14 protein-coding genes are annotated in these 12,432 nt (G+C 31.8%); 11 read left to right on the top strand and 3 right to left on the bottom strand.

The features are described from left to right. Positions 1-70: 70 nt before the first annotated feature. The 11 genes from ABD077_RS03180 (at position 71) to ABD077_RS03130 (ending at position 9,505) form a co-directional block, all read left to right on the top strand. Positions 71-1,336, top strand: coding sequence for a helix-turn-helix domain-containing protein (locus tag ABD077_RS03180; RefSeq protein ID WP_343910420.1), 1,266 nt, complete (start codon positions 71-73; stop codon positions 1,334-1,336). A gap of 453 nt (positions 1,337-1,789) precedes the next feature. Continuing rightward, on the top strand, positions 1,790-3,094 hold the full coding sequence (locus ABD077_RS03175) for a tetratricopeptide repeat protein (RefSeq protein ID WP_343910418.1): 1,305 nt from the start codon (positions 1,790-1,792) through the stop codon (positions 3,092-3,094). Between the two features lie 11 nt (positions 3,095-3,105). Beyond that, a complete protein-coding gene (locus ABD077_RS03170) occupies positions 3,106-3,612 on the top strand; it encodes a hypothetical protein (RefSeq protein ID WP_343910416.1) in 507 nt (168 codons plus the stop codon). Between the two features lie 439 nt (positions 3,613-4,051). Next, positions 4,052-4,597, top strand: a complete 546-nt coding sequence (locus ABD077_RS03165; RefSeq protein WP_343910414.1) for an SIMPL domain-containing protein — start codon at positions 4,052-4,054, stop codon at positions 4,595-4,597. A gap of 23 nt (positions 4,598-4,620) precedes the next feature. Beyond that, entirely contained in the window at positions 4,621-5,244 is a 624-nt protein-coding gene (locus tag ABD077_RS03160) for a hypothetical protein (protein WP_343910412.1), read from the top strand. Positions 5,245-5,369: 125 nt separating this feature from the next. Next, positions 5,370-5,915, top strand: a complete 546-nt coding sequence (locus ABD077_RS03155) for a hypothetical protein (protein ID WP_343910410.1) — start codon at positions 5,370-5,372, stop codon at positions 5,913-5,915. 109 nt (positions 5,916-6,024) lie between these two features. Next, positions 6,025-6,363: a zinc-ribbon domain-containing protein gene (locus tag ABD077_RS03150; protein WP_343910408.1), complete on the top strand. Its 339-nt coding sequence runs from the start codon at positions 6,025-6,027 to the stop codon at positions 6,361-6,363. A gap of 59 nt (positions 6,364-6,422) precedes the next feature. Continuing rightward, the gene (locus ABD077_RS03145) at positions 6,423-7,124 is read left to right on the top strand and encodes a hypothetical protein (RefSeq protein WP_343910406.1); all 702 of its coding nucleotides are present in this window, start codon (positions 6,423-6,425) and stop codon (positions 7,122-7,124) included. A gap of 60 nt (positions 7,125-7,184) precedes the next feature. Continuing rightward, positions 7,185-7,580, top strand: coding sequence for a DUF2721 domain-containing protein (locus tag ABD077_RS03140; RefSeq protein WP_299609852.1), 396 nt, complete (start codon positions 7,185-7,187; stop codon positions 7,578-7,580). Positions 7,581-7,623: 43 nt separating this feature from the next. Further along, on the top strand, positions 7,624-9,075 hold the full coding sequence (locus ABD077_RS03135) for a PAS domain-containing sensor histidine kinase (protein ID WP_343910404.1): 1,452 nt from the start codon (positions 7,624-7,626) through the stop codon (positions 9,073-9,075). Positions 9,076-9,094: 19 nt separating this feature from the next. After that, positions 9,095-9,505, top strand: a complete 411-nt coding sequence (locus ABD077_RS03130; RefSeq protein ID WP_343910402.1) for a response regulator — start codon at positions 9,095-9,097, stop codon at positions 9,503-9,505. Between the two features lie 69 nt (positions 9,506-9,574). On the opposite strand, the gene pyk is transcribed toward ABD077_RS03130, so the two are convergent. The 3 genes from pyk to rnc form a co-directional block, all read right to left on the bottom strand. Then, a complete protein-coding gene (pyk, locus tag ABD077_RS03125; RefSeq protein ID WP_343910400.1) occupies positions 9,575-11,002 on the bottom strand; it encodes a pyruvate kinase in 1,428 nt (475 codons plus the stop codon). Then, positions 11,002-11,496: an IPExxxVDY family protein gene (locus ABD077_RS03120; RefSeq protein ID WP_343910398.1), complete on the bottom strand. Its 495-nt coding sequence runs from the start codon at positions 11,494-11,496 to the stop codon at positions 11,002-11,004. The genes pyk and ABD077_RS03120 overlap by 1 nt, the downstream gene beginning before the upstream one ends. Positions 11,497-11,694: 198 nt before the next feature. Further along, positions 11,695-12,432, bottom strand: a complete 738-nt coding sequence (gene rnc / locus ABD077_RS03115) for a ribonuclease III (RefSeq protein ID WP_343910396.1) — start codon at positions 12,430-12,432, stop codon at positions 11,695-11,697.

Below are 12,432 nucleotides of genomic sequence, written 5' to 3'. Positions count from 1 at the left end.
TCAGATGTATTGATTTTTAAGATCTCCTTAAGGTCAAGATCATATTTTGTAAAGGACAAAAAACAAGGTTATGAATATTCAGGAAAACAAAAACAACAGGATTGTTAATTCGATTCATGGATTAATTGGATTATTGCTATTATTTATAATTATTAAAATATCAAAACATAATATTCGAGAGTTAGATTTTACTCTAATTACCTATACCGTAATTAGTTTGATCTCTTTTGTGATATTTTGGTTGTTTAGAGATCGTTACATTCCTCTTTTTGTCTTACAAAACATAAATAGAGAATTTGATCCGACGCAAAAGAGGACTACATCTCCGTTTCACAAGTACCACGAAATTTCTGTAACAAAGTCAAGAAGAAAAGTGAATGATGTGCTAGGGAAACAAGAAGAGCCAGAATCTACGAAAGAAATAACAAGCATTCCATACCTCGAAGAAGTGTTTTTAGACTTTGACAGTAATATATTAGAAAGAGCACCGATCCAAACGATATCCGTATTAAGTTACTTTGCTACCTCTCTTTTTGAAAAAAATAATGTAAATGATGTTCTTTGGGATATTGTAGAAAATTGTATCGCTCACCTTCATCTAGAAGATTGTGTGATTTATATGCTCGATAAAGAAAAAGAATACCTGATTCAAAAAGCTGCTTTTGGGAATAAAAATAATGGCGAAAAGAAAATTGTTAGCCCGATAAAAATAAAAGTGGGAGATGGTGTCGTTGGTGCTGTGGCACAATCTAAAAACTACCAGCGAATAGGTGATCTTAGAACAAATGCTACATATATAGTGGATGATGTTTCGCGTTTATCAGAATTATCGGTTCCTATTTTTATTGATGGTGCTATTGTTGGCATTTTGGATTCTGAACATTCTGAACGAGACTATTTTACAGATGATCATGTATTTTTATTTCACCTTATTGCCAAGCTTACTGAGAAAAAACTAAAACAAATATGTAGTAATAATACTTCTTGCAGAATTACTGATGATAATATTTATTATAAAGAATTGGAGTTTTTAATGAGAGAAGCTAAAATATATCAAGATCCTCATCTAGGACTAGACAGTGTAGCTAAAAAGTTAAAAATTAGCAGTAATTATTTGTCTCAGCTAGTAAATAAATTAACTGGGAAAAATTTTGCAGATTATATCAATACCTTCAGAGTTGAAGATGCAAAAGCGAAATTGAGAAATCACAATTTTATAAACTATACGATTATAGGAATAGCACTAGAATCTGGATTTAATTCGAAGTCTACATTTTACAGTGCGTTTAAAAAGCTTACCGGTATATCACCAAGTGATTATAGAAAAAATGGTTAAAAGTGTCCTGTTTTTTTGAAAGTCAAACTTTCGGGACATTAAATTCTATAACAAGAATTATTTTTAGTCTGGTTAATAGATAACATGCATTTTTATACCAGTTCTGATATTACATTACGCATAAGAGAAATAATGGATTTTTGTGATATAGGAAAAAGAAAAATTAGTCATAGCCAAAGCTACGAGTCATTTTTATTTTGAAGTAGAGTGCAAAAAGACACATTTTAATTGGGTAATTTAACGGTAGAGATGGTATTAATTAGTGTTAGGTTATTTTTTGTGCAAAAGCAGTTTGTAATGACAGGTTTTTTTGTCCAATCGCTTTTCATTACTATAGGATCCTCATTAAATATTCTAGTTATTTTTATTGAGGGTCCTTTTTTAAATTAGAGGATAATAATTTAAGCGAAGATTACAAGATTATTTAACCTAAGAAAATAATAAGGTTTGCATATGAGAAGATTTATATTATTTGTGATTTGTGCTTTTTCCACTAGTTTTTTTGGATATTCTTGTTTCTGGGATTATGACACCGTCGAAATGGAGAGAATGCAATTTCCTGATGTAATCGAATTAATATCTGGAAAATTTTTGAGGCATTCTCCAGAGTTTTATCGATGGAGAATAGAAGACAGAGAAGAAAAGCTTAAAACGTTTTCTGATAGCCTAGAATTATACGATGATCTTGCAGTTGCTTATTCTAAAATTGGAAATGACTCTAAAGCAATTCAGATTATTCTAATGAAGGATAAGATTGCTCCGAATAATTATACAACATATGCTAATCTCGGTACTTTTTATATCCATAATGGTCAATTAGAAAAGGGAATTGAATTTATAGATAAGGCAATTACTATAAATCCAGATGCTCACTTTGGGAGAGAGATCTATCAAAAATATCTTGTAGAATATGTACAAAGTAAAATGAAAAATGGAAAAGTCATATTACCGTTATCTCCCGGATTTGATACTTCTAGAGGAACATTTCCGATAAAGACTTTTAATAATTTTTATTCTTTTTTAAGTAACAAATACTATAACAAGAGTGGAGATAATTTAAAAAGTAAATCACTACCCAATAAAGAGCTTCAAAAAGCAATTAAAGGAGTTATGGGGATGATGAAGTTCGGGAATTACGACTCACCTGTTTTGCTAGAAGCACTCGGAGATTTATTAATGGCCGATGGTTGGAAAAAGGGAGCAAGACAGTTAGCTACCAGAGCGTATTTTAAGGCTTCCTTTCACAGTAAAGAGAAAGCCACAAAGTCATTATATGATCAAAAAATTGCACTTACACTTTATTACCAATACACCAAAAAAGGAGGAAGTCGATTTACGATCGATGCATTAGAAAAATCATTAAAAGAAGAAATTGCAGAAGGAGAAAAGTATTATGAAGAAATACGTGAGACCGAAATAGGATGGATAACAAATGGAAAAAACCCAGAGGTCGAGTTTTCGAAAAAGTATTACAAAAAACCTTTGGTAGGAAAAATAAAACAAGAAGCAAATACTCCAACCGAAAAAGTAGAAAGTCATTATAATAAGTATAAACCTAAGACATCAGACACTCTAAAAAACCTTCCCAAAGACACTCTCGTGTTAAATGAAGCTATAGCAAGTAAAGAAGATGTGATTACTGAAATAAAACAAACCGAAAAAAACACTAATAGATCAAAAATACCTATCGCGATTTATTTTATAATTCCGGTTTTGATGATGATTCTTATCTACGTTGTAAAAAGCCGGAAGAACTAAGTTTCTTAGAGATGAAACATTTTAAAATGAAATATGTAATGCTATGTATGGTATTCATAGGTGTTTGCCGATCTCAGGCACAGCATTGTTTCTGGGATATGTCTTCAATTATAATAATAGATGTTAGTGATATTAAAACAGGAGAAAAAATTCATGGCGTAACAATTAATATTACAGATGCTAATGGAGTTGAAAATGTGAAGAAGAAATTTATGGTTGCACAAAAAATTGATGAGGTGATAACAAATCATCCTGGTTTAAGAAAGTTCCCTTCATATCATGATTATTACGTGTTAAAATTTGTTGAAAATGCTCAAAATTTACATGGAAAATTTATTACCATAAAAGATACACAAGTCAAAAATAGAGAAGGTTTTGAGAGTAAAACTGTACAGATCAAACCAGAACACTGTCAAAGCCTTTGTGTCGAGAATCCGATTTGGCAGCGCAGAGATCTGGTAAATAAAATGAAAATCTACGTGTGGTTAAAAAAGAAAGCCGTTCATGATAAGAACTGAATACTATCCGAATTCTTTGAAATTCAAACTTCTTGGACATGTAAAATAAGGCTTGATTTTATTTTTGCTTTTGAAATTTAAATAAAACCAAATAACAATTCTATTTGGCTTATCATATATGATCATGTAGTGGAGGTTACTATTTATAAAGGAGATCAAGTGCAAAATGGGTAGTTTATTAGCAACAATAGGTTTTGGAATTAGAGTTGAACTTCAAGTCAATAATGATCAAAATATAGCACTTTGTCCTCTACAATTGGGAAATCCAAGATTTATACAACACCATAAGAATTTAAATGAAGAATGGTGTATTGAAAAAACTGTTACGCCATAAAGAAACTTAAAAATAAAGGAAAAACTTAAATCGAAAATTATGAGATCTATTAAAATAACAATACTTATTCTTCTTGTATGTCAAACTATTTTAAATGCACAAAAGATGAATTCAATAACAGTAATAGGAGAAGCTAATATACAAACTGAGACTAAAGAGTATATTGTAAATGTAGAATTTAGAGAGATTGTTGGAGATAGTTACAGAAATATAAAAGGAAAGACAGTAGATGATGTAGCTAAAGAATTTGCAGCTTCATTAAGTAAAGTAAATATCGATTTTAGTCGTTTTGAAGAGGATGAGCTGTATAGGATTACTTCGTATAGCTATAACACATCGAGGTTTTATTTTTATAAAACAACCTCTTTAGATGAAGTAAAATTGGTTTTGAGTCAGAGTATGGAAGGCGTTACAAATACAAAAGTTGATATTATATCTAAAGAAATGACCCATGAAGAAATGGGAAGACTGAGTAAAGATGCTATTGATGATGCCAGAAATTCGGCCACTAAAATTGCTGAGAATATTGGGGGAAATATTGGAGAGATTATTAAAATTGAAAACCATAATAATAAGCAGAAATATTTTAATTCGATGGCAATAAAAACGCCAATAAAGTATTATGTTACGGTAACTTTTTCTCTTAAATGATATTTTTAGCTATATATCAAAAAATGAAGTTGATCAGGGTTCTTGCGTCTATTGTTTGCGTGTCATTTCTTTTTATTCAGTGTGAAAACAAAAAATCTAAAAGAGAGCTTAAAAAGAATATAGTTTTATCAACTTCAGAGGAGGTTAATTTAAAAGACACCCTAAAGATTGGATATACATATTGGTGGCCACAAAGTGGTCCGTTTATTGGAAATTGTGGTGAAAAATATAGCTTGGTTTTTTTAGGGACAGTGGATAAGATCTATAATAAAACAGAACAACCTCACTACACAGCTCGGAAAGGAGTAATAAGAGTGGATGAAGTTCTTACTTCTGTAGAGCCCACAAACGGCTCATATCTTGAACAAAACTATGTAATATCAGATTGTTTTGCTGATGTAGATGTTAAAGAAGGAGATAGTGTTATTGTATTTTGTTATGAGTATGAAGGAAATTATAGTACTCCTGGCGGAAAATCTATACTTAAAATTGAAGATAACAATGACCCTATTGTAGTTTCCATAAAAGAATATATCCAGTCTAAGCAAAACCCTTTGACCATAGAAAAAGATATTCCGTTGTGGAAGAAATATCAATTAGATACTGCTTTAAAACAGTTGATTTCTTGTAGAGAATTATATCAATAATATCTCAGGTGTTTACCCCTAAAAAAGTCCGGATTTATTGAATTTCAAATATTTCGGACATCCTTAAAACAACACCTAATTAAGTTTGTACCATTAACTTTAAATACTTTTTTAAAATGAAAGCAATGAAAAATTTAATGGGATGTGTATTAGTTATATTACTATCTGCAAGTGTTATTTCCTGTGAAGGAGAAGATGGAGCTGTAGGGCCGCAAGGTGAACAGGGACCACAAGGTGATCAAGGGCCGCAAGGGGATCAAGGAGATCCTGGAACAGCTAATGTTATTTACTCAGATTGGATAGCGTCTGAATTTGAAGATGATATTACTGATGGTTTTGACGCTTTTAATATTGATGCTCCTGAAATCACTCAGGAAATCTTAGATTCAGGTACAATTTTAGTATATGCCAGAAGTACTTCAAATACGATCTATCAGGTTCCTGTTACTTTTTATGGTATATTAAATGAGAATTATTTCTTCAGAGTAATCAATGCTGGAACACTTAACATAGGGGTAGAAGGTGTAGGCACGAATAATATTGGAGCACCATTCTTAAATGATGCGTTTAGATATATAATCATTCCTGGAGGACAAGTAGCAGGAAGGTCAGCTCAGGATTTTGAGAAAATGTCATACGAGGAAATAGCAGCTCTATTTGATATAAAATAAATACTGGAGATTACTATTTAAAATTCCCTAAAGTTGAACTTTGGGGAGTTTTGTTAGATCTGTAAAACTATATTTTCTTTTTAACAATCAAACACCAAAAACGAAGAAGATGATAATTTATGGAAGTAAATCAGTACACCTAAAATCAGAAAGATCAGAAATGTCCGTTTGTCCAAATTGTGGAACACAAGGATCTTTAGTTTTAAGTGTTTATAGAAGACATGCTCATATTTTCTGGATTCCATTATTCCCAATAGGAAAAAAGGGATTGTCTCAATGTCAGCATTGCAAAAATGTTCTTTACACGAAAGAAATGCCTACACCTATACGAAAAGAGTTTAATATATTAAAAAATAAAGCAAAAGGCCCACTGTGGCAATTTGTAGGTTTAGCCATACTTCTAGTTGCAATTGTTTGGGCTGCATTATCTGTGAAACTACAAGGTTAGTCTATTTTTTATGACAATTAGGCCTTCCATATTGCTTATTAAAAATAAATCAAAAAAAGATGAAAAAAATACTAGTAAGTCTATTGCTAATTAGTTTACATATTGGTTGTAGTAATGATGATGACTCTTCAAACAATTTAAATATTAATTATGATCAAAATATCATCGAAATTACATTTCGGCAATCAGGAGAAACTACTGCTCCTCAAATAAATTGGTCTGGGAATGAAGGCACTTTTTCTGCGACAACATTAACCACGCCTGGCGATGATGACTTTGTGGGTAGAGTGGTTTTTATAGACAAACTCACTGGAGTTATCTCTTGGGATAACAGAGTACCTTTAGGAGAGAAAGATATTATTATCACAGCTGTTAATGCTACTCAAACAGCTACTACAAGGATTACAATGATAAATAATTTTAAAAATGGTCTCTTTATTGGTGGGTTTGACACGGATACTTCTGATGAACCGAATTTTTCAGAAATTATTAATGATACCAGTATGCTATTATCTGAGGATGGAACGGCAAGTTTAACAGCATTAGATGAATCTAATTTTGAAGGCGCAGGAACTTGGACAGCTGATGGCGCTACCGTAATTGTTAATTTTTCTACCAATGACACACCACCACAAGAAATTGTAATGGTTGGATATATGTATGCCTCTAATGGAGATTTTAGTGGTCGATGGGGAACAGGGTTGAATCAAGATAACGAACTTGAAAATGTGATGGGTCTATTCAGTTTTGAGAACGACTAATCCATTTTAGGCAATTCTATTATAAAATTAAAGTACCTTAGTGTCTAAAATCATTTGGTTATGACACTTACAATGGGTATTCCGGCATTACTTTTTCCTGCAATTTCTCTTACGATGCTGGCATATAACGCTAGATATCTCGCAATTGCAGCACTCATAAGACAATTACATAAGGAGTATTTAGATTCTCGATCGAAGAATACAGGATTACAGATTAAAAATTTGAGAAAACGATTATGGCTTATAAGAAATATGCAAGCCATAGCGATTATTAGCTTTCTTACGAGTGTAATTACAATGTTTTTATTGTATGTTGAGAAAAACAGTTTGGCAAATTTAATATTTGGAATCAGTCTTTTTGCACTTATGATTTCACTTTTTTTATCGTTTATAGAAGTGCAAATTTCCACTAAAGCATTATCAATAAGGTTAGACAGAATAGAGGAAAATAACTAGAAATTCTTATCTTGTTAGACATATTTATTTTAACCAACCTCGAATGCTCCAGAATGAACTTTTTAATAACGTAATGCAAGATTTCAATACGGGTTATTGGCAATTGTTAAAGGATCCGTATAGAGAAAATTGGTCAGATAAATTTTATGAAGTATTGGGATATTCCAAAGAAGATGTGAAGCCCAATTTTGATTATTTTATCTCAAAACTCATTCACGAAGAAGACGTAGCCTTATTTAGAGACAATTTTCTTAACTACAGAAATAATAACACCAATTTTAAACAGCACATTAAGATTCGTAACAAAAATGGACAGTATCTATTTTTTCGATGTGCTACGAATGATGAACTACCTGTAAACATAAAAGCAGGAATACAGTTTTTATTTTTTTTCGAAACTAACATAGAGCCTGACCGAACGATAAAAAAGGATAACTTTTATTATAAAGAGACTGCACAGATGACTTCTACAGGGAGTTGGTATGTGGATTTTCAGAAAAGAAAAAGTTATTGGGATTTTGAGACCTATCGGATTTTAGAATACCCAGAGGATTATAAACCCTCTTTAAAGGATTCTGCAGATTATTATGCCGAGGATCATAGACAATTAGCAGCGGATTGTTTTTTTAATTGCGCTATGATGGGAACTCCTTTTAATACAGAAATTAAAATGGTCACAGCTAATAAAAGAGAGTTTTGGGCAAGAGCAATCGGGAAACCGATTTACAATGAAGGGAAAGAAATAATTGGTATTCGAGGTGTTTTTCAGGATATAGATGAAATCAAAAGAAAAGAAATAAGTTTACAGAAATCGGTAGACATTATAGCCGCTCAGAATTCTAGACTCTTTAACTTCGCGCATATTGTTTCTCATAATCTTAGATCTCATACAAGCAACTTATCACTATTAGTTCAACTCATAGAAGATATAGAAGATCCTAAAGAGAAAGAAGGGCTCATTAAGGAAGTAAAGACAATTTCTGATAATCTAAATACTACTATAGAACACCTAAATGAGGTGGTTACTATACAAACAAACAATAAACAAGAACGAGTTGTTGTATACTTTAATGAGGCACTAAAGTTAGTAGTTAATGGAATTAGTCATATGATTAGTAACAGTAATTGTCAAATTCGACCAGATTTTACCGAAGTAGAACAAATAGATTACATACCAGCTTATTTAGAAAGTATTTTACTGAATTTGATTACCAACGCTATAAAGTATAAACATCCAGAACGGGATCCTGTGATTGTAATTAAAACATATAACGAGAATGGAAACGCGTACTTAAAAGTTTCTGATAACGGAAGAGGGATTGATTTGACTCTTTTTAAGGATAAAGTATTTGGTATGTACAAGACGTTCCACTATAATAAAGATGCAGTGGGTATTGGGTTGTTTATGACCAAAAATCAAGTGGAATCTTTGGATGGAACTATCACAGTTGATAGTGAGGTAAATGAAGGAACGACATTTACTATAAAATTTTAAAACACACAATTCTTATATAATGGGCGATAAAATAGGAATAGCATGTATCATCGATGATGATAGTGTCTATGTAAATTTGGTAAAACGAATAATTGAAGCAAAACATCTTTGCAAAAACTTATTAGTTTTTGAGAATGGAAAAGAAGCATTAAGCTATTTTGAAGCTATCTTAAGTAATATGGATGAGGAAAATCTTCCAGAAATAATATTTCTTGACCTTAATATGCCAGTAATGGATGGATGGCAGTTTTTAGAACAATTTTGTGGAATAAAAAATAAGTTTGGTAAAGTGATTACCCTGTATATTGTGAGTTCTTCTATCAATCCAGTAGATATTAATAAAGCAAAAGGAATCAAAGGTGTAAAAGATTACTTAATTAAACCCATAACTATAGAAGATCTAGAAGGTATTTTTAATGCTTCAGCCTAAAATAAAACGACTTCTGAATTATAATCATCAGAAGTCGTTTTGTTTATTTTATGTGATAAAGAGATTCTTTTACATAAGTGATACTCTTAAAGTATTTACCATTCCTTTTTCTATTACAGGCATGGCCGCTAGATTGATAAGCATATCGCCTTTTTCTACAAAACCTCGTTCTAATGCTAAATTATTAACGTCATGAACTGTTTCGTCAGTACTTACATATTTATCATAATAAAATGCTTTAACGCCCCAAAGAAGACTTAGTTGTGATAATATTCTTTTGTTACTAGTAAATACTAAAATATGAGCTCCTGGTCTCCAGGCAGAAATCTGAAAAGCGGTATAACCACTATTAGTTAACGTACAGATAGCTTTGGCATTAATGTCATTAGCCATATGTGCGGCATGGTAACAAATAGATTTAGTAATGAATCGATTAGTTCTTATATGAGGAGGATCCTGAGGAACCTGAATAAGCTCAGAGTTTTCTACACTATTAATTATTTTAGTCATAGTTGCTATAACTTGTACAGGATATTTACCTACCGAAGTCTCTCCGGATAACATAACTGCATCAGCGCCATCCATTACCGAGTTGGCAACATCATTTACTTCTGCACGAGTTGGGGTTAAACTATCAATCATGGTTTCCATCATCTGCGTTGCTATAATAACAGGTATCCTAGCCGTTTTAGCTCTAAGCACTAACTTTTTCTGAATTAAAGGAACCTCTTGAGCAGGAATTTCTACACCTAGATCTCCTCTGGCAACCATAAGTCCATCGCAATAAGCAACAATCTTATCTATATTTTCTACACCTTCTGGTTTTTCGATTTTTGCTACAATCGGAATCTTATGTTCGCTGTGTTGCTTTATAAGGTCTTGTAATTCTATAAGATCCTGAGCATGTCTAACAAATGATAATGCAATCCAATCTACTTCTAGACTACAAGCAAAAATTGCATCTTTTACATCCTTTTCTGTAAGCGCAGGTAAAGAGATATTTGTATTAGGTAAGTTAACTCCTTTTTTAGACTTTAAAGGACCTCCCTGAATTACTTTTGTCTTTACTGTGTCTTTATTATTAGAAGAAACAACTTCAAAAATTAATTTACCGTCATCTAATAAAATTCGTTCACTAGATTTTACATCTTTTGGAAAGTTTGCATAGTTCATATAAACACTGTCGGAAGTTCCTTCAAAAGGTTCTCCAGTAACAAAATTTATATGATCTCCATCATTAACAATAATATCACCTTTCATGACACCAACTCGTAATTTTGGACCTTGTAGATCTGCTAAAATAGCAGCATTAAACCCATGTTTGGCATTTAAGTCACGAATCATTTTTACTCGCTCTTTTACATCTTCATAATCAGCATGCGAAAAATTGATTCTAAAAACATTTACACCAGCTTCTAGCATTTTTTTTAGTACATCTTTCGTGCTTGTAGCGGGTCCAAGCGTTGCCACTATCTTAGTTTTTTTGGAGTTTGGCATTATTCAAATATTAAGTTGTTCTTTGATTTTAGTTGAGTATAATCCACGGCGTAAGCGGTTACAATTTGTGGAATAGTAAGTAGATTTTCTATGAGAGCTTTACTTGAAAATTGGGAAGTTTCAGCTTCTACTTTTAAAAAGTAATCTACATTTTTTAGTTCAGGAATTAGATATTCTGTAATAGCTCGTTCTGCAGCAGTTGATGCAAACAAGCCTTCAGCTGCTATCGTATCGGATTTAATTTTTGTTTTAAATTTATTTCCCAACAGACTATACATATTATATCTAAATTGATCATGATACTGAAACATCGGAAAACTTGCCGTATGGGTCTCATGTTCAAAATTTATATCTTCTTTTTTTCTGAAAAGTCGTAAGTCTAGATGTTTATTTAAAATAAAAGCCAATCTGTAAGTCGCTATTGAACTATGAACGGCAATAAGCTCATAATCATCATCAATAACATCATCTAAAACCAGCCTTTGGATTGCCATTAGAATTTACATTTTTCCAAAATTATCGAGAAATATACAAATAAAATCTCCTTAGAAGTTTAATAAAAGATAAAGATATTATACGAAAACGATTGAGTTAGTATCTTTTAGGAATCTACACCTTAAACTTGCTGCAAAATGAGAATTTAATAGTCTATTAACAGCTTAATAAGACAGAAATGAAAGAAAAGTTAGATTTTATGGGAAATTGATTTTTGACTGAAATGCGAAATAAGCTCTCTTGGATGCTTTTTCTTCAGCTTTTTTCTTTGAAGTTGCTCTGGCTTTTGCTACTACTTTATCATCGATCCAGAGTTTTACAGCGAAATGTTTCATTTCGTCTTTTCCGGTATCTTCATAAATTTCATAGTTAAAATTCTTTTTAACCTTTTGACACCATTCTATCAGTAAACTTTTGTAACTAATTATTTGTCCTTCTAAACTTTCTATATCAACATATGGATTGATAACGGATTCATGTATAAAACGTTCACAATAAACAAATCCTCGATCGAGATAAATGGCTCCAATTAAAGCTTCGAAGAGATTACCGTGGATATTAATACCAAATTGTGATTTTGGAATATTAGTACGAACAAGATCTATTAACTTAAGATCTTTGCCTAGTTCATTCAAGTGTTTGCGACTTACTACTTTAGCACGCATTTTGGTAAGGTATCCTTCATTTCCTTCTGGAACCTCTTTAAATAAATGGGCAGCAATAACACTACTTAACATAGCGTCACCAAGGAATTCTAAACGCTCATAGTTTATTGCATTTCCCTTTTTGTCTTTAAGATTTAAGGATCTATGAGTAAAAGCCTTTTCGTAAGGCCCAATGCTTTTTGGCTTAAAACCCAATATGTTTTGGATTTTAGAAAAAAAATTCCCGTTCTTCTCAGAGCGGGAATTTAGTATGTTGCGAATAACACTCAT

The organism is Aquimarina litoralis (genome assembly GCF_039523995.1).
GTDB classification, from domain to species: domain Bacteria; phylum Bacteroidota; class Bacteroidia; order Flavobacteriales; family Flavobacteriaceae; genus Aquimarina; species Aquimarina litoralis.
The sequence above is the reverse complement of the archived record's forward strand: the minus strand, read 5'-3'. Positions and strand labels throughout refer to the sequence as shown.

What these genes read in the sequence shown, in the direction of transcription:
- ABD077_RS03160 (WP_343910412.1), top strand. Translation starts at nt 4,621, where the DNA reads ATGAAGTTGATCAGGGTTCTTGCGTCTATTGTTTGCGTGTCATTTCTT.
- ABD077_RS03145 (WP_343910406.1), top strand. Translation starts at nt 6,423, where the DNA reads ATGAAAAAAATACTAGTAAGTCTATTGCTAATTAGTTTACATATTGGT.
- ABD077_RS03170 (WP_343910416.1), top strand. Translation starts at nt 3,106, where the DNA reads ATGAAACATTTTAAAATGAAATATGTAATGCTATGTATGGTATTCATA.
- ABD077_RS03130 (WP_343910402.1), top strand. Translation starts at nt 9,095, where the DNA reads ATGGGCGATAAAATAGGAATAGCATGTATCATCGATGATGATAGTGTC.
- ABD077_RS03175 (WP_343910418.1), top strand. Translation starts at nt 1,790, where the DNA reads ATGAGAAGATTTATATTATTTGTGATTTGTGCTTTTTCCACTAGTTTT.
- ABD077_RS03120 (WP_343910398.1), bottom strand. Translation starts at nt 11,496, where the DNA reads ATGGCAATCCAAAGGCTGGTTTTAGATGATGTTATTGATGATGATTAT.
- ABD077_RS03140 (WP_299609852.1), top strand. Translation starts at nt 7,185, where the DNA reads ATGACACTTACAATGGGTATTCCGGCATTACTTTTTCCTGCAATTTCT.
- ABD077_RS03150 (WP_343910408.1), top strand. Translation starts at nt 6,025, where the DNA reads ATGATAATTTATGGAAGTAAATCAGTACACCTAAAATCAGAAAGATCA.
- ABD077_RS03180 (WP_343910420.1), top strand. Translation starts at nt 71, where the DNA reads ATGAATATTCAGGAAAACAAAAACAACAGGATTGTTAATTCGATTCAT.
- ABD077_RS03155 (WP_343910410.1), top strand. Translation starts at nt 5,370, where the DNA reads ATGAAAAATTTAATGGGATGTGTATTAGTTATATTACTATCTGCAAGT.
- ABD077_RS03135 (WP_343910404.1), top strand. Translation starts at nt 7,624, where the DNA reads ATGCTCCAGAATGAACTTTTTAATAACGTAATGCAAGATTTCAATACG.
- ABD077_RS03165 (WP_343910414.1), top strand. Translation starts at nt 4,052, where the DNA reads ATGAATTCAATAACAGTAATAGGAGAAGCTAATATACAAACTGAGACT.
- pyk (WP_343910400.1), bottom strand. Translation starts at nt 11,002, where the DNA reads ATGCCAAACTCCAAAAAAACTAAGATAGTGGCAACGCTTGGACCCGCT.
- rnc (WP_343910396.1), bottom strand. Translation starts at nt 12,432, where the DNA reads ATGAGTGTTATTCGCAACATACTAAATTCCCGCTCTGAGAAGAACGGG.